At 50.6% G+C, this 18855-nt stretch carries 19 protein-coding genes; 14 read left to right on the top strand and 5 right to left on the bottom strand.

The features are described from left to right. Positions 1 to 47: 47 nt before the first annotated feature. The gene (locus PKX57_RS05725) at positions 48 to 1286 is read right to left on the bottom strand and encodes a family 1 glycosylhydrolase (RefSeq protein WP_213919970.1); all 1239 of its coding nucleotides are present in this window, start codon (positions 1284 to 1286) and stop codon (positions 48 to 50) included. Between the two features lie 96 nt (positions 1287 to 1382). On the opposite strand from PKX57_RS05725, the gene PKX57_RS05720 reads away from it, so the two are divergent. The 5 genes from PKX57_RS05720 (at position 1383) to PKX57_RS05700 (ending at position 5918) form a co-directional block, all read left to right on the top strand. Next, positions 1383 to 2225: a PfkB family carbohydrate kinase gene (locus PKX57_RS05720; RefSeq protein WP_213919971.1), complete on the top strand. Its 843-nt coding sequence runs from the start codon at positions 1383 to 1385 to the stop codon at positions 2223 to 2225. Positions 2226 to 2363: 138 nt separating this feature from the next. Next, positions 2364 to 3305 (top strand): hypothetical protein, encoded by a 942-nt coding sequence (locus PKX57_RS05715; protein ID WP_472416363.1) that lies wholly within the window; start codon positions 2364 to 2366, stop codon positions 3303 to 3305. A 217-nt stretch (positions 3306 to 3522) separates the two neighbouring features. After that, a complete protein-coding gene (locus PKX57_RS05710; RefSeq protein WP_472416362.1) occupies positions 3523 to 4422 on the top strand; it encodes a tyrosine-type recombinase/integrase in 900 nt (299 codons plus the stop codon). Positions 4423 to 4441: 19 nt separating this feature from the next. Next, positions 4442 to 5185, top strand: coding sequence for a PHP domain-containing protein (locus PKX57_RS05705; protein ID WP_472414170.1), 744 nt, complete (start codon positions 4442 to 4444; stop codon positions 5183 to 5185). A gap of 43 nt (positions 5186 to 5228) precedes the next feature. Beyond that, positions 5229 to 5918 carry a DUF2461 family protein gene (locus PKX57_RS05700; protein WP_213919975.1) on the top strand — a complete coding sequence of 230 codons (690 nt, stop codon included), beginning with the start codon at positions 5229 to 5231 and terminating at the stop codon, positions 5916 to 5918. A gap of 7 nt (positions 5919 to 5925) precedes the next feature. On the opposite strand, the gene wecB is transcribed toward PKX57_RS05700, so the two are convergent. Next, on the bottom strand, positions 5926 to 7035 hold the full coding sequence (wecB, locus tag PKX57_RS05695) for a non-hydrolyzing UDP-N-acetylglucosamine 2-epimerase (protein ID WP_213919980.1): 1110 nt from the start codon (positions 7033 to 7035) through the stop codon (positions 5926 to 5928). Positions 7036 to 7306: 271 nt separating this feature from the next. Between wecB and murJ the strand changes: the two genes are divergently transcribed. Beyond that, positions 7307 to 8830 (top strand): murein biosynthesis integral membrane protein MurJ, encoded by a 1524-nt coding sequence (gene murJ / locus PKX57_RS05690; protein ID WP_213919976.1) that lies wholly within the window; start codon positions 7307 to 7309, stop codon positions 8828 to 8830. Between the two features lie 2 nt (positions 8831 to 8832). On the opposite strand, the gene PKX57_RS05685 is transcribed toward murJ, so the two are convergent. Together PKX57_RS05685 and PKX57_RS05680 are read right to left on the bottom strand one after the other, a co-directional pair. Next, a complete protein-coding gene (locus tag PKX57_RS05685; protein ID WP_213919977.1) occupies positions 8833 to 9573 on the bottom strand; it encodes a histidinol-phosphatase HisJ family protein in 741 nt (246 codons plus the stop codon). Between the two features lie 72 nt (positions 9574 to 9645). Then, positions 9646 to 9963, bottom strand: coding sequence for a polyhydroxyalkanoic acid system family protein (locus PKX57_RS05680; RefSeq protein WP_213919978.1), 318 nt, complete (start codon positions 9961 to 9963; stop codon positions 9646 to 9648). 87 nt (positions 9964 to 10050) lie between these two features. Here PKX57_RS05680 and PKX57_RS05675 point away from each other — a divergent pair, with 87 nt between their 5' ends. The 8 genes from PKX57_RS05675 to PKX57_RS05640 are packed head-to-tail and all read left to right on the top strand — an operon-like array spanning position 10051 to position 16026. Continuing rightward, positions 10051 to 10608, top strand: coding sequence for a 3'-5' exonuclease (locus tag PKX57_RS05675; protein ID WP_472416360.1), 558 nt, complete (start codon positions 10051 to 10053; stop codon positions 10606 to 10608). A 1-nt stretch (position 10609) separates the two neighbouring features. Beyond that, positions 10610 to 11896 carry a PhoH family protein gene (locus PKX57_RS05670; protein ID WP_213922536.1) on the top strand — a complete coding sequence of 429 codons (1287 nt, stop codon included), beginning with the start codon at positions 10610 to 10612 and terminating at the stop codon, positions 11894 to 11896. A gap of 12 nt (positions 11897 to 11908) precedes the next feature. Next, positions 11909 to 12154: a DUF4911 domain-containing protein gene (locus tag PKX57_RS05665; RefSeq protein WP_213922535.1), complete on the top strand. Its 246-nt coding sequence runs from the start codon at positions 11909 to 11911 to the stop codon at positions 12152 to 12154. Continuing rightward, complete coding sequence (locus tag PKX57_RS05660) at positions 12114 to 13184, top strand: YqeG family HAD IIIA-type phosphatase (protein ID WP_472416358.1); 1071 nt, start codon at positions 12114 to 12116, stop codon at positions 13182 to 13184. Before PKX57_RS05665 ends, PKX57_RS05660 begins: the two co-directional genes overlap by 41 nt. Next, positions 13181 to 14281, top strand: coding sequence for a GTPase (locus PKX57_RS05655; protein WP_213922533.1), 1101 nt, complete (start codon positions 13181 to 13183; stop codon positions 14279 to 14281). The genes PKX57_RS05660 and PKX57_RS05655 overlap by 4 nt, the downstream gene beginning before the upstream one ends. Before the next feature lie 20 nt (positions 14282 to 14301). Then, positions 14302 to 14895, top strand: a complete 594-nt coding sequence (gene pduL, locus PKX57_RS05650; protein WP_213922532.1) for a phosphate propanoyltransferase — start codon at positions 14302 to 14304, stop codon at positions 14893 to 14895. After that, positions 14895 to 15689: a DUF72 domain-containing protein gene (locus PKX57_RS05645; RefSeq protein WP_213922531.1), complete on the top strand. Its 795-nt coding sequence runs from the start codon at positions 14895 to 14897 to the stop codon at positions 15687 to 15689. Before pduL ends, PKX57_RS05645 begins: the two co-directional genes overlap by 1 nt. A gap of 7 nt (positions 15690 to 15696) precedes the next feature. Then, positions 15697 to 16026, top strand: coding sequence for a hypothetical protein (locus PKX57_RS05640; RefSeq protein ID WP_472416356.1), 330 nt, complete (start codon positions 15697 to 15699; stop codon positions 16024 to 16026). A gap of 26 nt (positions 16027 to 16052) precedes the next feature. Here PKX57_RS05640 and glgP read toward each other — a convergent pair whose 3' ends face one another. Next, positions 16053 to 18620: an alpha-glucan family phosphorylase gene (gene glgP / locus PKX57_RS05635; RefSeq protein ID WP_214048757.1), complete on the bottom strand. Its 2568-nt coding sequence runs from the start codon at positions 18618 to 18620 to the stop codon at positions 16053 to 16055. Positions 18621 to 18855: the final 235 nt, after the last annotated feature.

Below are 18855 nucleotides of genomic sequence, written 5' to 3'. Positions count from 1 at the left end.
GCATATATGTTAGCTCGTCCATCCAATCACCTCCACGACCCTTTCGATCACCGGTTTTCAGATATGAAACGTCTGAACTTTTCGGCGCTAGGTCTCGCCTTGAGTTCCAGTGTATCGCGAACGGTCTCGTAGAGACCGAACTTCATCGAATAACCTTCCTTCCATTCGAAGTTGTCCATCAAAGACCAGTAAAGATAACCGAAGACCTTCGCTCCCCTGTTCATAGATTTGCCGAGTGCCTGTAGGGCGCCATCGATGTAAGGCCAGCGCTTTTCATCGGTGGAGTCGGCTATCCCGTTTTCTGTAATCATTATAGGCAAACGGTATCTTTTGTAAGCTTTGAAGACCACTCCTTCCAGACCCTGCGGGAAGAACTCGTAACCCATATCCGTCCTCTCAAATTCCTGACCGTTGAGCAATTGCGGAAAGGGTCTGGAATACCTGACGAAGGTGCGGCTGTAATAATTTATACCGAGAAAATCGATCTTTCCCTTTATCTCCGGTGCGGCCTCCTCGTTCCCCAGTGGCCTGGCCATCCTGCCGAGTTTTATAGAGTCGACAAAAGAATAGTTGTAGAGTTTTCCCAGAAATCTGGCGGCGATAAAGTCCGCCGGATGCCAGTTTCTAAAGGGAAGGAAGGGCATCATGTTCAGGGCGATGCTCACCATGGCCGTTGGAACCGCCGACTTTATTGCGTCGTAAGCCACCGTATGCGCGAAAATCAGATTCGTCAAAACCTTACGAGCCAGTTCCATATCTTTTTTCTGCGGTGGCCATTCTCCAAGCAAATACGACATGGAGGCATAGACGTTAGGCTCGTTGATGGTAACCCAGTAGTGAACGTATTGGCCTATGGACTGGACCACCTTTCTGACGAACTTCTCGAAATGGATCAGATTTTCACGCTTCTCCCAACCACCCATCCTGGCGAACCACAGCGGCAGGACGAAGTGGTTCACTGTCAACACAGGGTGGATACCCTTCCTTACGAGTTCTTCGGTGAAGCCGGCATACCTTTTAAGAGCGTCCTCGTCGAATTTACCGCTTTCCGGTTCGATTCTGGCCCACTCTATGGAGTAACGGTAAGCCTTCACCCCGAGCTCCTCAAGAGCCTTGATGTCTCTCTCGAGGTGATCCCAGCTTCCGCAGGCCACCCCGGAAGTCTCCCCGCCTTTTACCTTCCCCTTCTTTTCCCACTCGTACCAGTCCGAGTGACGGTTTCCACCTTCTATCTGATGACCGGCCGTTGAAACACCCCATAGAAAACCTTCAGGAAACGCAACCATAGTTTTTACCCCCCTCGAAAGCTCTGTTCCTATCACTTCCAATTATAATTATAAAGAGAGAAAGAACGTAAACCTAATCGGGAAAGGGAGAGAAAATTGAGGATTTCAGTCGTTGGAAACATAAACATAGACTTGAACGCAGTAATAGGAGACAGCGTTAACAGCGAGGAAAACAGGATAAAAAAACTGGGTCTCTCCTCTGGAGGAAGTGCGGCCAACACGGCGATCATTCTCTCGCGCCTTGGAAGGGAAGTCTTTCTGCAGGGGGCGGTGGGAGACGATCTCTTCGGAGATTACCTCATCGAAAGGTTGTCACGCGAGAGAGTCGAGACCGGGTACATCAAAGTGCTTAGCGGAGGAACAGGCCTTTGTTTTGCGGCTATCGGCGAGCAAGGACAACGACATCTTTACACTTACCGTGGCGCGAACGAGAGGTACGAAACTGTAGCCGGAGGATTCGATTTCTACCATTTCGCAGGCATTGCCACCGGTCAGCTATCGGTGATGCTGAACTCGCTGAACATAGAAAGGTTTTCCTACAACCCCGGCGGCATTGTGACCTTCGAAAGACCGCGCGAGGTCTCAAAGCTCGCCGAAAGGGCCGAAGTTCTTTTCTTAAATGAGACGGAGTGGGCCTTTCTTTCACCCTTCCTGAACAGAACAAACACTGTTGTAGTGACAATGGGAGCGGCCGGTTCGAGGATCGAGAGCGGTCCCTCGGTCGAGGCCTTACCCGTAGAGGTCGTGGATACCACAGGCGCCGGAGACGCCTTCAACGCCGGTTTCCTCCACGCGTATCTCTCCGGAAGACAAGGCAGTGATTGTCTGAAGGTCGGAAATCTTCTAGGCGCAATTGTAGCTATGCATGTTGGTGCTACACCTGAATTTGAATACGGGTATATACTAGAAAAATCGGAATTGTACAAGGTGAAGTTGTGATATATAGTTTCATATTTAATGTGAATCTGAATATATAAATTATACTTATATAATCACTATTGTTCTTGAATATATGGATTATATTTTGTCTGCAGAATCGTATATATTCGTGGTAGTATAAGTTAGGGGGTGAAGTATATGCCAGCTGAAATAACGGCCGTAGATGTTGTAAGGATTCTCGGAACGCTTTCGGACGAAGGTGGCGATCGTTCGAGCAGGAACAGGTTCATTCATGGTTACCTGACTAAATACGACCGGCCCGAGCCTGTACTTGCCGATATAGAAAACCTTCTCGCCAGCTATCACGGTTTTGGAGGAGATATCGAGAGCCTGGAGAGGGCTTACGGCGATCTTCTTAACAGATTAGCCGAAGTGGCCGGCTTTTCTGTGGACTACATCAAGTACTCCGGAAGGGAAAAGATAACGGGTATCTGGAAGGTCAATGAAAGCTTCGAAATAAGGGTCTCGGCTATAATCGGGAAGAGCTTCGAGGAGGCCAAAGGGATAGCCAGAAACGCGCTGCTGATCCTTCCGCAGGAACTGGAACTGGGAAGACCCTTCGTTACGGTCAAACGACTGGGAGAGCTGTTCACAATGGTCTCGCAGATAGAACTCCCCGTCAGTTCGGTGGCCTCGATTCTCATGACCGACGACGATTACGACAAGAGGATCGCTTCCTTCATGGAACTCATCTTTTTGGCTTTCAGAAAGGAGCTCTCCAGAAAGGTACAGCCTTCTAGTCTCAAAAGAGAGTGGGAGAGAGACGAGCTGAACGATTTCATGAAAAGTCTCAAACTGCCAACCGTCGGAATGCTCTTCGCGCTTTCGGAGTCACCCTGCAATGGAAAAGAACTGGTGGAGAGGATTAACCTCTTTCTCGAGAAAGCGGGTGGAGAAAGACTGAAAAGTCCCATGGCCCTCGGTGCGATAATGGGTGCACTGTCGAAGCACTACTCGGGTATCAAGGAAGAGCTCGTATTGAGAGAGGGAAAGAGTTACAGCGTCGCCGAAAAATACAGAGATATTATCTCCGAAATCAAAACGCAGTTCTGGAGACGTTTTCAGGATGAAAATCAATAAAACGCTCCCTGTTGCGTTTTTAGGGCGGTCTACAGGTAAAAAGGCATGCGGGGACGAAAAAACTCGTTATCGGGCATTTTAAAAGGTCTAGCGCTGTAAATGGCTATTTTAAAGGCTTTTGCAAGGTTGTGGAAATAACCTCATGTGGTACAATATATAAAATGATACATAATGTTGATTATGACTCATAATTTCGGCGATTTTGGGGGTAAGGAAAGTGGATTTCGATGAAGCCGTAGACAGATTCAAAGACAACATGGAGTTCGTAAGAAACATGTCTTCCAACACCGTGGAATCTTATCTCACCGACCTTCAGCATTTCAAGAAGTACCTTCTCGACCACGACCTGGATTACACACAGGTCAAGCGCAGACAGATCGAAGCCTTCGTGAAGGAGCTCTCCCAGGGTAGATATTCCACCAGAAAGCCTTCGCCTTCGACCGTTTCAAGGAACTTGTCGACCATCCGTTCCTTCTATACTTTTCTCTACATTAGTGGAGTGGTCCCAAAAGTTCCGACCGAGCTGATAAAAAACCCCAAATCCCGGCGCAGAATACCGGACTATCTCAGCTACGACGATGTGCAGAAGATACTGGCCTCTTTCAAACCGACCCATCTGGGAAGGAGGAACCGGGCGATAGTGGCCAGCATGTATTTCTGTGGTTTACGTGTGAGCGAGGTCTGCCATCTCATTTTGAGCGACCTGCGACTCGGAGAGAACCCGGCGATACGTGTTCAGAGCGGTAAGGGAAACAGGGACCGTGAAGTGCCGGTTAACGAACAGATGCAATCGATAATGCTCGATTACCTCGAGATCAGGCCCACCTTTCCCAACAGCGACAGCGAGGAGCACCTCTTCGTTGGAACCAGGGGAGGGCCAACGGCCAGAAACTTGATCCCCAAAATGTTGAATACGCATGTGAAAGAGGTATTTCCTGAAAGAAAAGTAAATCCGCATTTATTCAGGCACAGCTTCGCGACTCACCTTCTTCAAAAGGGCGCAAATATAAAAACAGTACAGGAACTACTTGGACATGTTAATCTTGCTACAACAAGTATATACTTGCATATAACAGATAAAGAAAAGAGAGAAGCTGTGAAATTGTTATCAGATTAAATACCAGCAGGAGTAGTATATGATAGATATACATAACCATACAATTTTCTCCGATGGAAAAGATAGCGTGGCCGACGTTATACAGGCGGCCGTTGAGAGAGACCTGAAGATCGTGGGAATCTCCGATCACTTCGATCCATATCTTTTGAGACAGGATGTCTGCCTTCAGCCGGAAAAGGTGAGCAGCTATTCCAGAGAAATAGAACGCCTGAAGGGCAGCTACCCAATAACCGTTCTCTCCGGTCTCGAACTGGGATTGCAATCAACCGGTATTTCATGGCCGGTCGGCGATTTCGATTATTACATCTATTCGGTCCACACAGTCCCCGGTTTTCCCGATCTGAGGGATATGGAAGACCCCTGGGACATATACCTTGAAGAGGCGGCCATGGCCGTGGAGCTTATAGATAAACCGGGTTTTCTGGGCCACCTTGACTTTCTGAGAAGACACATCCCCGGTTCGAAACCACCCAGTCCGGGCGAGCTGATGAATATCCTTTTGAAACAGATCATAGCCTGCGATGTGGGGCTGGAGTTCAACACCTCGGGATGGATGTACAGACTGGGCGATCCCACGCCCCAGCCGTGGGTTATTGAAAGATATCTCGAACTGGGGGGCAGGCTGATAACGATCGGTTCGGACTCTCACAGGGCCATAAGTGTTGGAAAGTACAACAACGATGCCCTGAACCTCCTGCGAAAACTGGGGATAAGCGAGGTCTTCTACGCAGTTAAGGACAGGTACCTGTCGATACCAATCTAGGCTTATTCTGATTCAACAATTGTAGTAAGCTAAGGAGGAAGAGATGGAGAAGTTCAACGGTTTTACCCGGGCAACCCTCGATTTTCTCGTGGATCTAGGGAAGAACAACAACAGGGCCTGGATGGAGGCCAGCAGAGAGAGATACAGAGAGGTTCTTCTTGACCCTTTCAAGGCGTTAGTGAACGAGCTTGGGCCCTTCATGGAGGAGCTGGATCCCTTTCTGGAGACGAGACCGCAGGTGGGAAAAACCATAAGCCGGATAAGCCGGGACGCCAGGAGAAACAGGGGCAGGGCTCCGTACAGAACCAATATGTGGCTTACCTTCAAAGTGCCATCCCCCGACTGGAAGGACTCACCGGGCTTCTTCTTCGAGCTATTCCCCGACAGCTACCGTTACGGGATGGGCTTTTATTTCCCATCGCGCGAGACCATGAGAAAGCTGATTTTTGAACTGGAAGAGAATACCAGGACCTTTCTGGAGAAGACGGCGATTCTCCGTGAAGGCCATTTCTTGATCATGGGAGAGAAGTACAAAAGGCCCAGAAAAAAGGAAGGCGTACCCGACGAACTGCTCGTCTGGTACCAGATGAAAGACTTCTACATCTCCGTGGAGAGGGGCATGGACGAAACGCTCTTTTCTGGCGAATTTGCCGACCTTCTCAGGAGCGAATTCAAGGCGCTGACACCTCTGTACGAATACTTCTGGGAGATCCGGATGAAGAAAGAGGAATAATCGCTGATCAGGCGAGTACACGCTCCAGATGCTCGGCGATCCTCAGAGAGGCCTTTCCGTCGCCGAAGGGATTGCTTGCCATCGCCATCCTCTCGTAGGCCGACCGGTCGGTCAGCAACCTTACCGTCTCCTCAAAGACCTTTTTCCTGTCGGTGCCGACTAGAAGGGCCGTGCCAGCCTGGATGGCCTCGGGTCGCTCCGTAGTTTCCCTGAGAACCAGCGTAGGCTTTCCGAGCGCCGGTGCCTCCTCCTGTATACCACCGGAATCGGTGAGTATCAGAGCGGCCTTTTCCATTAGAGAGACGAAGGGCAGGTAGTCGAGCGGATCGGTGAGAATCACCCTTTCATGTCCTTTGAGCAAAGGATAGACCGTTTCCCTCACGACTGGATTTAGATGGACCGGGAAAACCAGTTTCATCTCCGGCATGGAATCGAGTATATCCCTAACCGCGAGCATCACGTTTCTCATCGGCTCTCCCCAGTTCTCCCTTCTGTGCATTGTCATCAGTATATACCGGCCATTTTCGAGACCGAACTTCTCCCTGAAAGAGGAAGTGGCTCCGGCTTTGTTCTCGATAGTCCACAGCAGGGCATCTATGACCGTGTTCCCCGTCACTACCATTCTATCGGGGGGAACGCCTTCATGGAGCAGATTACCTTTGGCGCTTTCGGTGGGAGGATAGTGATAGGTAGAGAGAACTCCGTTCAGTCTGCGGTTGACTTCCTCGGGGAAGGGGTTGTAGATGTTGTCGGTCCTGAGTCCGGCCTCCACGTGACCAACCGGAATTTTATGGTAGAAGGAGACGAGTGCGCCTGCAAACGTGGACGTCGTATCGCCCTGGACCAGGGTGGCATCGAAGGAGTTGGCCGCGTAAATCTCGTCGAGCTTCTGGATCAATCTCGAAGTCAGTCCAGACAGGGACTGACGTTCCTGCATTATGTCTAGATCGAAGTCGGGGCTTATTCCGAAGAGCCCGAGTACCTGATCGAGCATCTGGCGGTGCTGTGCAGTCGCGATCACTATCGGTTCGAGTTTCGAGTCTTTCATGGCGAGATAGACCGGGGCCATCTTCACTGCCTCCGGTCTGGTTCCAAATATCAGCGCAACTTTTTTCATTGGCTTCATACGCCGCCGGGGATCATACGGCTACTCTCCTTTCCGCGGTGTTGGCCGGTTACAGGTGCGACCAACTCTTTCATGCACAGAGTATAGCACAGATCCAGGTGCGATTCTTTAAGGGTTGACCCTGCAAAAGACGGGAGGGATCGGAGTGTTCTTTTCGAGAGCACGAAGTAAAGTCTTATAACTCCCATTTTAGTTACATCGATTCAAAGGATCTCTCAGTCGAAACCGGCCGCCTGTATTATAATCTTCTTTGGAGGATCAAATGACGGCCAGCACAGTCAGGAATACAGCTATCTTTGCCATAGCCACACTGCTTTCAAGAGTCTCCGGCCTTGTGAGAGACTCTATGTTTGCAGGCTATTTCGGCACTTCCCGGCAGTACGACGCCTATCTGGTCGCCGTGATGTTGCCCTTCTTCCTGAGGAAGATCTTCGCCGACGGAGCCATGACGATGGCCTTCGTCCCCATTTTCAACGACAGGCTCGGTCGCTCGAGAGAGAGGGCCTTCGAGTTCGCCTCGGCCGTAATGATATTCGTTCTGCTACTGTCCGGTTTAATAAGCGCTGGCGGCGTATTTTTTTCGCGAGAGCTGACGGGTATATTCGCCGGCGGGTTCAGCGGCGATACCATCGAGCTGACATCTCAACTGATAAAGATCTCCTTCCCCTTCATAACTCTGGTCTCCCTGTGGGCCGTTTATTGCGGCATACTGAACAGTCTCGATGCCTTCTTCATTGCTGCCGCCTCGCCCATGCTGATAAATCTGGCGACGATCGTGGGAATACTCCTCTCCGAGAAGTTCACTCCACCCATACTTGGCCCCACGATCGGTTTCACGGCCGGCGGAGCGATCCAGCTTCTGGCAGTTATGCTCGCGGCCAGGCGTTCCGGCTTCCGTTTCAACCCCCGTTACAACAGTCACGACGCGCGGGATTTTCTTAGTCTCTTTCTCATCTCTTCGATATCTCCGGCTATCAACGAGATAAACTCTTTCGTCGACACCAGAGTATCTACGGGGCTCGGCACCGGCGCCGTTTCCAGTCTGGGTTACGCACAGAGGCTGTACCAGCTTCCTCTTGGCATATTCGCGATTGCAGTCGCGACGGTGGCCCTTCCACAGCTCTCAAGGTTGACGGGAAAGGATTCTAAAGAAGAGTTCAGTAAAGCCGTGTGGAGCTCGATAACCGTTCTGGCCTTCCTGCTTCTGCCCTCAACGCTCGGGTTACTGGTGGCCGGCGAGGGACTGGTGAAACTACTTTTCGAGAGGGGCTCTTTCACCGCACTGGATACGGCGGTCACTTCGGGCCTACTGTACGCCTATACTCTTGGACTGCCTTTCTACGGTGCTTACGGTGTGCTGTCGAGGGCGTATTACGCGAGGAAGAGCCCTGTAACTCCCACCATAATATCCGCTCTGATGGTAGGTGTGAACGTAGTCCTGGATATCGTTCTGGGCTTTACGATGGGTCCGGTGGGCGTTGCGCTGGCAACCTCTATCGCAGGAATGCTCGGTACGACTATAGTCACTGTGACTCTTTTCGCCTGGGCGGGTTACGAAAGAAAGGCGTTGGTCAGTATCGGTAAGATAATGCTGGCGTCTCTGATAATGACGGCCGCGATGCTTGTCATAAGACTCACTATCGGAACCGGTGCAGCGGCCACGGCCGTGACTTTACTGGTTGGCGTGATAGTGTACTTCTCTCTAGTCAGGCTGCTGAGGCTTGGCGAGGGGATGAATCTGAAACGCTTCCTAAAATTTTCTCTCAAAAGGCACAAAAAACGCTAAATCTAGATCTTGAGAGGCATATACGTGCCTTTCTCACAGTAGAAGATCTCCCTTACCCCCATATCGAGCAACAGTGAAAGCGCTTTTTCCACGTGGCTTCCCACGTCGCACGCTCTGTGCGAGTCCGACCCGATGGTAATGTACCTTCCGCCCATCTGGAGGTATCTCTCGACTATCCATGGCTGGGGAGTGGATTCGTTGTACGGCGCCCTCCAGCCAGAGGTGTTTATCTCGATCCCTATCTCCGACTTGACGAGTCTTCTCAAAAGCTCCTCGAGGAGCACAGGGTTATCGAGTTCTCTGTGCCCTTTTATATACCTCCGTAGAAAGTCGATGTGTCCGAAGAAACCCGGTCCGGTCAACCCCTTTATAGCATCCAGAGACTCCTCGAGGTAGAGCGTCCAGATGTTGTCGATCTCCAGATCGTCGATTCCCGGTATTGAATGGACGGAGTAGATGAAGTAATCGAACTCTCCTTCGGGCGGAGTGTTGCAGGAAGAACCGATGCCGACCTCCAGTCCGCTCAACAACTTGATAGGGGAGTTCCTTTTCAAGAGCGAGAGGCTTTCCAGATACCCGGCGGGGTCTTTGAGCCTGTAACTGTAGGGAAAGGAAGTGTCGAGATCGTCGTGGTCGGATATGCCGATCACCTGTAGATTCTTTTCGATGGCTCTTTCGACTATCTCGCTCTGGGGCGTGTTACTGTCGGGAGAGAAGTTGCTGTGGTTGTGAAGATCAATCATGAACGCCTCCGATAAGACCGATGCTCAGGGTTTTCATTTAGGCTAGTCAACCTGAGCTACAAGCTCCCGGCTTTAGCCGGGGGTCGTTGACACTCTCAGTATCTCTTCCAGATCCCTCTTTACGGACTCTTCTATCCTCTTTTTGAAGGCGATCGCAACCAGTGGAACGGTTCCCGCGAGCGTAACGGTGGTGTCTGTTATCTCGAGCGTCCCTTCCGTTTTCACACCCATCGCGGCAAGTTTGAACAGGAGGGTGTTGTCCTTCCAGGTCGATTCGAGCGTGAATTTGCCCTCGTACTGTTCCATGAGTTCTCCCATCTTCTCTTCAAGCCTTCTTCTGGCCTCGGAGAGTCCCAGTTTGTGAACAACATGAACACGTAGCTCTTTCAAATAGATCACCTCAAACAATTCTACTCGAAAAATGAACTTAAGGTATGTATATTTTCTCATGGTAGAATTTTTTCAGGAGGTTTTCCGATGAAAAAGCTTTACGTAGTTGTTGATACAGAGACTACCGGATCGAAACCACTAGAGGGCGACAGGATTCTCGAGATAGCGGCCATACCGGTTTACGGTGGCAAGATAATGCACAACCTGGCCTTTCAGGCTCTGGTCAACCCTCTGGTCGTCATACCAGCGCAGATAACGGGTATCCATGGTCTGAGAAACGAAGACGTCTCTGAAGAGCCCCCAATGGCCGAGGTCTTCCCAAAGTTCAAGGACTATATAGGAACGTCGGTGCTTGTTGGTCACAATATAATCAACGATATGACTTTTTTCGATATAGCATCGAAGGAAACCGGTCTTATGCCGCTTTCAAACAATTACATAGACACCATAGAACTCGCCCACGAGGCCTTCGAAGATGGTCCTTTCAATCTCTACGGACTGGCCAGAAGATTGAGGATACGTGACGTTCCCACTCACAGGGCGATGGACGACGCCCGCGTAACCGCCAAAGTCTTCTTGGCGCTTGCCAGATACCTGGGAGGGCTTTCGGAAGTGGGCAAGTTTGTGAAGAAGTGGAGGGGTTGATATGGTCAAGGACTTCGTTTTAGATACAAACGTTCTAGTTCATGATCCTTACTGTTTCATGAACTTCGAAGACAACAATATCATCATTCCCTTCCCCGTTCTCGAGGAGATTGACAAGTTGAAGAAGAACGCGGGATCGGTCGGTCAGAACGCCAGGAAGGTGAGCAGATATCTCGATTCGCTGAGGGAGAAGGGCAGTCTTGCGGAGGGGATAAAAACGGAATCGGGCGGCACGATACGTATTGCCGTCTTCAACGAGTTCAAAAGCAAACTGCCTCCCTTCGCGTCGAACGGCTACAAAGACAACGCCATTCTGCTTTACACTATGGAGCTAGTTGACAGCGAGAAGTTCTCCGTCGTACTCGTGAGCAAAGATATAAACATGCGCGTCAAGGCCGACATATTGGGCCTCAAAGCCGAGGATTACCTTCACGACAGAGTCGAGATAGACGACCAGCTTTCCGGTGTCGAAACGGTGCGCGATCCCAGACTTATGGAAAGGTTCCTTCTGGAAGAAGGTCTTCCCGCCGGAGAGGTCAAGGAAGGTTTGGAGGCCAACGAATTCGTAGATTTCGGAGATGGGGTTGTCGGGAGAGTCTCACCCGACAGGGAGAACGTGGTGCCTTTGAGGCTGGATATGGAGAGCTCCAGCTGGGGTATCAAACCGAGAAACCTCGAGCAGCTCATGGCTATGGAACTTCTTTTGGACGACGATATAAAGATCGTTTTCATACCCGGTATGGCCGGAACGGGCAAAACGCTGATTTCCCTGGCCTGCGGGCTCAGGAAGGTTATAGACGAGAAACGTTACGAAAGGCTCCTGGTGGCCAGACCGATAATCCCCATGGGTCAGGATATAGGATACCTTCCCGGATCAATGGAAGAGAAGATGAGCCCCTGGATGACGCCGATAATCGACAATCTGCACATCCTTTTCGGCAACAGGCGCATGGATCTCGAAACCTTCATGAAGAAGGGGGAACAACTCCAGGTTGAGGTTTTGAGTTACATAAGGGGCCGATCTATACCGAATCAGTATTTCATAATCGATGAGGCGCAGAACCTCTCGCCTCACGAAATAAAGACTATAATTACAAGAGTGGGGGAAAACACGAAGATCGTCCTGATAGGAGATCCCTACCAGATAGACAACTCTTATCTCGACGCTTTCAGCAACGGTTTGACGTACGCGGCTTCGAGGATGGTGGACAGACCCATCGCCGGACACATAACCCTGACCAGAGGCGAAAGGTCCGAGCTGGCCAGTCTGGCCGCCGAGCTTCTTTAGTAGAGGTGTTCAATGAACGAAGGACCCAGGGAGTACGATCTCTTCGTAAGGATAAGGCCGGAGGACATTCACGTCCTCTGTTACATAGCCGAGGCGGAAGACAACCTCCTGAACATAAGACATGTAACCGACGACGGTTTTCTAAAGATAATCGTTCCGGGTGATTTGCTGGAGGAGGTAATGAATTTTCTGGAGAGTATAAAGAAGAAAATCGATCTTGAAGTGGTGGAAATACGTGAGAATCCTGGACATACTTGATAACGCCGTTCCCAAAGAAAAGGCAGAGAACGTGAGGGAGATCGACTACAACCGGCTCCAGCGACTTGGATACAACACCATTCTCTTCGACTACGACAATACCATCGCCGTCTGGCGCGAACCTTTCGATATGAGAAATAAGGAAGTGATAGACCGCCTGATACAGTCGGGCATGAAAGTCGGAGTGGTGACCAACGGACCGCAATCGAGGGTCAGAAATCTCAAAGAGATCTTCGGCAATCAGCTCAAGGTTTACCATTCGATGAGAAAACCTGGTACCAAAGAGCTGAGAAGGGTTCTGAGCGAGATGAAATCTAAACCGGAAAAAACCGTTATAATCGGAGATCTCTTCTTCACTGACATAATAGCCGGCAACCGTATGGGAATGTACTCGATATTGGTATCACCTATCGTGGATATCTCCCAGAAGTGGTACAAACGAGTGATGGCAAGAATCTCCATTGGTGTGTACCTCCTTTTCTTTTTCACTGTAGGGTGGATTTTCAGGATAAACCGCCTGGCTACGCCCCACAGATTCGCCAATAACGTTATGGACATAGACTTCGATTCTCTGAAGGAATCGGGTTACAGGCTGATTCTCTTCGACTTCGACAACACTCTGGAAGAATGGGGTGCCAGTACCGTCTCAAGGGAAAAGAAGCTTCTGCTAAGCAGGATAGAGAGACTGGGTATGAATATCGTGCTTGTATCCAACGGAAAGAAAGGCCGCCTTGGCAAGATAGACGACGAGCTTGCGACGATAAAGGTTCTCAGCAGGGCCAGAAAACCGTTGACTTTCAAGGCGAAGAAAGTTTTGAAAGATCTGGAGATTCCTCCCTACCAGACGATCGTGGTCGGAGATCAGCTGTTCACGGATATAATCATGGGCAACCTTCTTGGAGCCTACACCATAAAGACCGAACCTCTCAGCGAGAGAGAGTTTTTCTGGACCAGACTGGTCAGGAGAGTGGAAAGGATGCTTCTCAAAAACATGAAGAAACACCCTAGCGTCGAGGCTATGGACAGATGAAGTGTAAAGGGTGCGGTGTTGAACTCCAGACGGTCGATGAAACCGGTCCGGGCTACATATCCGAAAAGGTTCTGAACGAAAGGTTGAGTGATGGCAGGCCGGTACTCTGCAAACGCTGTTTCTCCATGAAACATTACGGCAGACTCGATGCGGAGAACAATCTCGTTCACTCGCTAGAGAATTTGAAGGCGTATTTGAAAACAACCGGAGACATACTGTACGTGATGGATCTGTCGGACTTCAACGGGACGTTTCGCGGAGATATTCTCTCGCTCCTGACCGATCACAGGGTACATTACGTACTGAATAAAGTTGACCTCCTACCCCTCGAGGTGAAGATCGAAGAGATAAAGATCTGGGCCATCGACATGTTGAAGGTACCCGAGAGGAGGGTGAGACTCGCCTCGTCCCTGAACGGATACGGGATCAACTCTCTCTACGCTTATCTGAAAGAGAACGGGGAGAATTACACCGCCGTCGGTGTGACCAACGTGGGCAAATCCTCGCTGCTGAATGCTCTCACCCGCTCGAGCGAGATAACGGTGAGCCGTTTCCCCGGAACGACCCTGGAAGTCACTCCACAACGCCTGGAGAGGGCCGGAATAACCGTCTACGATACCCCCGGCGTTTTTACGAGCGACAGGGTGAGCGATCTTTTGAGCGTCTCCGACCAGAGCGTTCTTCTCCCGCGCAAGAAGCTTGAACGCTACACGATGCAGTTTCACAGCGAGCGGACGGTCTTCGCTGGCGGTTTCGTAAGGATCGACGCGGTCAACAACAGCGATCCGGTCGGTATATTCCATCTCTTCATGCCGGAAAGCGTCTCGATCCACGAAACTAACTCCTCTATCGCCGATGCACAGTGGGACTCGTGGTTCGGGAGTTTCCTGAAGCCACCCTTCACCGGTTCGGCGAGGTCCGCGCTGACATGGAAGAGAGAGCGATACTCTCTGAAAACTGGCCAGGAGTTACACGTGAATGGTCTGGGGTGGATAAATATAGCAAAAGGTCCCGTGAGTTTATCTGTAACGTTACCGGAAAGTGTTAGATTAACAGTTAGAAAGGGCCTGGTAGGTCCGAAGAAATTCAAGAGATAGAGAATTCTGGAGGTGTTTCAGTGAAATTAAAAGAGCCCGCAATAAAGGCCGGCGTTTCGAATCGACATATCCATCTATGTGCGGAGGACATCGAGATCCTCTTCGGGAAGGGTCACCAGTTGACTCCGATCAAAGATCTGGGCCAGCCCGGGCAGTTCGCCTGTGATGAAAAAGTAATAATAGTGGGACCGAAGGGTTCATTGACAGGAATCAGAGTGCTGGGACCGGCGAGAAAGGCGACACAGATCGAAGTGTCGAGAACCGATGCCTTCGCCCTTGGTATAAAACCTCCCATAAAGGATTCCGGCGACCACGAAAACACTGTGGGACTGACCGTCGTCGGACCTAAGGGGACGATCGTGTTGAAGTCCGGGGTTATGCTGGCCAAGAGGCACATTCACATGACTCCGGAAGATTCCCTGGTTTACGGTGTCAAGGACAAAGATATAGTGATGGTCTACTGTAAGGGTGACGGTACCAGAAAGACGATCTTCGATGACGTTTTGATAAGGGTTCACCCGACGTACGCCCTCGAGTTCCATGTCGATGTCGATGAGGCCAACGCCGCAATACTTAACAACAACGATCCTGTTTACATAATAGAGGAGCTTTAGTGATCCATATCGGCACGAGCGGTTACTCCTTCCCCGACTGGATAGGTACGGCCTACCCAAAAGGGCTAGTGTCATCGCAGATGCTGAGGTATTACCACAATGTATGGAAGTTCAACGCCGTCGAGCTGAATTTCACTTACTACCGGATGCCCTCTTACAAAACCATAACCGGCATGTTGAGAGAGATCGCCGGAGAGATGGTCTTCGCGGTCAAAGCGCCGGGCAAAATCACGCACGAGTTGTGGAAGGCGCCTTCGGCCGATCTCATGGAACTCGCTGTCGGTTTTCTGGGCGCACTCTCTCCCATGAGAGAGGAAGGCAGGCTTGGACCGATACTCTTTCAATTCCCCTGGTCTTTCAAGAAGAGTGAAGATAATATGGCCTATCTGGAGAGATTATCGAAGATCTTTGACTCCGGCGAGAACCGGCTCGTCGTTGAGTTCAGACACGATAGCTGGGCTGGAGAAGAGAGCTTCGAATTTCTCGGGAAGATCGATGCCGTCCCAGCGGTGGTTGATGAACCGCTTATAGCCGGCCTGTTTCCTTATTTGCCCAGACAGAGAAGAAACGTTGCGTATTTCCGATTCCACGGGAGGAATCCCGGCTGGTTTGAAAGCGAGGGGAGCGAAAGGTACAACTACGATTACTCCGAGAATGATCTGAGAAGTTTTGCCCTGGATGTGCTAGAATTTCATGGACACGGACTGGAAGTGTTCGTGTTTTTCAACAATTGTCATCTGGGAAGAGCGGTCCACAACGCACTGCGTTTCAGAGACATGATAGGAGGTGCCTGAATTACCGATGACATTCCCTGATTACGTTAATATGGTTCTCAAGATGATCGCCGAAGGAAACGAGAATCACGAGATTTTCGAACAGCTGCAGAAGCTAGGTCTTAGGGAAGGCGAAATCACAGAGGTTTACAACGCTGTCATCGGCATGATTAGCTCAGGTCCTGAATCTACAGAATTGATTATCGATGAACTGTACGATCCCAGAAGAAGGGTATTTCTGGAAGAGGAACTTGAAGCTATAAAAGCCGTTCCAGGTTTGTATAAAGCTCTAGTCTGGGGTGAGATAACCCCGGGAGATTTTGAAAGAACTCTCAGCGACTTTTCCTCCGGTAATTGAAAAACCCGCCCTCGAGGGCGGGTTTTTTATGAGATCCACCTTGCCAGTGGTATGAAGTACCGATCGGGAAGGTGATCGGGGTTGGGAACGACCCTTATCGTATAGGCCAGCTTCCCTTCCTCTGGAATGGTGAACTTTCCACCGTAGATATACTCGCCGTGTACATCTTCCTTTATCAGACTCATGGGATAGAGTTTGAAATTGATCATCTCGCCGTTATCGTCCATTCTAGCGACGAAAATCTCGACGAGAACCTCCTTCGGATCCATCGTTCCGAGATAGATGTTGGCCGAGAGCGATACCTCCTGCCCTACTTTTATCGATCTGGTCGTGGACTCGACCTGTATGTTCGGCTTTATCCTGATAGCGTTCCAGCTCGCGCTGAACTTTTCTTTCCATCCCGAGACGTTCTTCGCAAGTCTGAAGTCGTTCTTTTGAACTTCGTCGAAGAGATCGATCACCGGGAAGTATAGTTTCTCCGCGTAATCGGCCAGCATTCTCTGCGTATTGAACCTCTTGCCAATCTCCTTTATCGAGTCCTTCATCCTCTGGGCCCATTCCACAGCCGTTCCTTTCTCATCCCTCGAGTAGTAGAGCGGAACGATCTCCTTCTCGAGAGCGCTGTATATAGAAACGGAATCTATGCGGTCCTGGAGTTCGTGGTCCTGGTAATCCCTGTTGTCACCGATAGCCCAGCCGTTGTTTCCATCGTAACCTTCCACCCACCAGCCATCCATTACACTGAAGTTGAGAACGCCGTTCATGCCTGCCTTCTCTCCGCTCGTTCCGCTGGCTTCGTGGGGTCTCCGGGGTGTGTTCAGCCATATATCCACTCCGCTGACCAGATGGCGCGCGATGTTCATATCGTAGTTCTCGACGATGATGATTCTGTTCTTGAATTCGGGGGTCCTGGAGATCTCGTACAGCTTTCTTATGAGCTCCTTGCCGGGATCGTCCGCCGGGTGGGCCTTGCCGGCGAAAACGAACTGAACCGGCCTCTCGGAGCTGGAGATAATAGACTTCAGCCTGTTGACGTCCTTGAATATGAGGGTTGCCCTCTTGTAGGTTGCGAACCGCCTGGCGAAACCAATGGTGAGAACGTCCTCGGGAAGTATTTCGTCGACTTCCATCAGATCTTCTATAGTCTCTCCTAACCTTCTTCGCTGTCTCTTCAGCCTTGTTTGAAGGAAACTCTTAGTCCGTGATTTCAAAGCCAGGTGAAGCTGCCAGATTTCTTCGGGCGGTATATCGTCCACCCTTTCCCAGACCTCCGGGTCGTCCACCCTTTCGTGCCAGTCGTCAGGCAGATAACGGTCGAGTAGCTTGACCAGCGTAGAGTTCAACCAGGTCCATATATGCACGCCGTTGGTCACGTGAGTTATGGGAACTTCTACGGCCGGCAGGTCGGGATAGATATGATTCCACAGGTTCCGACTAACCTTCCCGTGGAGTTCACTGACTCCGTTGGAGGCCGTCGAGAGTTTTAGGGCGAGAACCGTCATGCTGTAATGCTGGCCACCGTTGGGGAACTTTTCCAGTCCGAGTTCCATGAACTCTTCCCGGTTGGTCTTCATCTTCTCCCAGTAGCCTCTGAAATACCGCTCGATTGTCTCCAGGTCGAAGGCGTCGTTACCGGCTGGAACGGGTGTGTGCGTTGTGAAGACGTTTCCAGACTTCACCAGTGTCACGGCCGTGGCGAAGTCCAGCCCTTTCCCCTGGACGTACTCCCTAATCCTCTCCAGAGAGAGAAAGGCGGCATGTCCCTCGTTCATGTGCCAGAGCTCGGGGTTGATCCCCAGTACTCTCAGAGCCCTCACACCACCGATTCCCAGAAGTATCTCCTGCTTGAGACGCATCTCTCTGTCGCCTCCGTAGAGGTTGGAGGTTATCTTCCTGTCTTCTGCCTCGTTCTGCGGAATATCCGTATCCAGCAGAAAGAGGGCAGTCTTTCCGACCTGCACCCTCCAGATCTTGGCCCACAACTTCCTACCGGGCAGATCAATGTTTATATAAACCTCGTCTCCGTTTTCATCCACTGCGGGCACGACCGGAAAGTCCTCGAAGTCGTAGCGACTGTATATGTTCTGCTGCCAGCCGGATTCGTCGATTCTCTGCTCGAAATAGCCGTTCTTGTAAAGAAGACCGACGGCGACGAAGTTGAGTCCCATGTCGCTGGCCGTCTTTAGGTGATCGCCCGCCAGTATTCCCAATCCGCCCGAATATATGGGGAAGGATTCGTGAAAACCGTACTCGGCGCAGAAATAGGCCACGCATCTCTCCCTGCGATCGGGATGGTTCCTCTCGAGCCAGGTGTTTTCGTTGCCCATGTATTGGTCGAGGTTTTTGAGAGTGTTCTCGTACATAGCCAGGAACTGTCTGTCCTCTTCAAGTTCGTACAGTCTCTCCTGTTTTATCCTCCTGAGCAAACGGACGGGACTCCGTTTCTCCTGGTACCACATTTCCGGATCCATGTATTTGAACATCTCCTGCGCATCGTAATTCCATGACCACCAGAGATTTCTGGCCAGCTCTTCCAGTCTGGCCAGTTTCTCCGGTAATCTGGGAACGGCCATAACTCTTTCGAGAAAGTACATATGATCAACCTCCAATTAACAGCTTCTACTTCCAATTATAAGTCATTTTAGGCGATCCTGCTTTTATAACTCTTTTTATCTCCATCTTGCTCTCGATTGTGGCCTTAAAGATCTACTATCAATAGAAAGAAGGGAGCTCTGCTCCCTTCCTCTATCTCATATCTCATAAAAGTCTCTCAGGGTCTTTTACGGATACCTCTCTTCTTGTCGAGTCTTCTCTTAAAGGCGGAAATCT

This window comes from Mesotoga sp. (assembly GCF_035363035.1).
Taxonomy (GTDB): Bacteria; Thermotogota; Thermotogae; order Petrotogales; family Kosmotogaceae; genus Mesotoga.
Note: the sequence above shows the minus strand (reverse complement) of the source record. Positions and strands in the feature narration are given on the sequence as shown.

Coding starts and splice junctions, on each gene's coding strand:
- PKX57_RS05685 (WP_213919977.1), bottom strand. CDS start 9,573: ATGATTGATCTTCACAACCACAGCAACTTCTCTCCCGACAGTAACACG.
- PKX57_RS05715 (WP_472416363.1), top strand. CDS start 2,364: ATGCCAGCTGAAATAACGGCCGTAGATGTTGTAAGGATTCTCGGAACG.
- glgP (WP_214048757.1), bottom strand. CDS start 18,620: ATGTACTTTCTCGAAAGAGTTATGGCCGTTCCCAGATTACCGGAGAAA.
- PKX57_RS05640 (WP_472416356.1), top strand. CDS start 15,697: ATGACATTCCCTGATTACGTTAATATGGTTCTCAAGATGATCGCCGAA.
- PKX57_RS05705 (WP_472414170.1), top strand. CDS start 4,442: ATGATAGATATACATAACCATACAATTTTCTCCGATGGAAAAGATAGC.
- PKX57_RS05675 (WP_472416360.1), top strand. CDS start 10,051: ATGAAAAAGCTTTACGTAGTTGTTGATACAGAGACTACCGGATCGAAA.
- PKX57_RS05725 (WP_213919970.1), bottom strand. CDS start 1,286: ATGGTTGCGTTTCCTGAAGGTTTTCTATGGGGTGTTTCAACGGCCGGT.
- PKX57_RS05700 (WP_213919975.1), top strand. CDS start 5,229: ATGGAGAAGTTCAACGGTTTTACCCGGGCAACCCTCGATTTTCTCGTG.
- murJ (WP_213919976.1), top strand. CDS start 7,307: ATGACGGCCAGCACAGTCAGGAATACAGCTATCTTTGCCATAGCCACA.
- PKX57_RS05670 (WP_213922536.1), top strand. CDS start 10,610: ATGGTCAAGGACTTCGTTTTAGATACAAACGTTCTAGTTCATGATCCT.
- PKX57_RS05655 (WP_213922533.1), top strand. CDS start 13,181: ATGAAGTGTAAAGGGTGCGGTGTTGAACTCCAGACGGTCGATGAAACC.
- wecB (WP_213919980.1), bottom strand. CDS start 7,035: ATGAAAAAAGTTGCGCTGATATTTGGAACCAGACCGGAGGCAGTGAAG.
- PKX57_RS05665 (WP_213922535.1), top strand. CDS start 11,909: ATGAACGAAGGACCCAGGGAGTACGATCTCTTCGTAAGGATAAGGCCG.